Genomic DNA, 312 nt, shown 5'->3' with positions numbered 1-312 from the left:
AGAGGACGAACACGTGTGGTTTGTCACAAACCGAGAGATAGAGCCAGAAGCAGCACGAGCGTACGCGGCAGCATTCCGCCGCCGATGGGGGATTGAAACCTCACACCGGTAGATCGGTGACTTTCTTCCGAGAACGTCGTCGCCGACGTTCTCGGTGCGAATGTTCTACTTTCTGTTTGCGGTTGCACTGTACAATCTCTGGGTTTTAGCGAATGTTCTCGTCACAGATGGTACAATTCCAGGGAAGCCACCGATCTCAACGAAGATCTTCCAGGAATTTGTTCTTCCAACCGACTACGGATAGAACTCCAC

1 pseudogene is annotated in these 312 nt (G+C 51.9%); it reads left to right on the top strand.

Annotated elements, in window-relative coordinates:
• Window positions 1–304: pseudogene (locus C482_RS22580) on the top strand (transposase); the annotation flags it as partial.
• Window positions 305–312: the final 8 nt, after the last annotated feature.

The organism is Natrialba chahannaoensis JCM 10990 (assembly GCF_000337135.1).
Lineage (GTDB): Archaea > Halobacteriota > Halobacteria > Halobacteriales > Natrialbaceae > Natrialba > Natrialba chahannaoensis.
The sequence above is the reverse complement of the archived record's forward strand: the minus strand, read 5'-3'. Positions and strand labels throughout refer to the sequence as shown.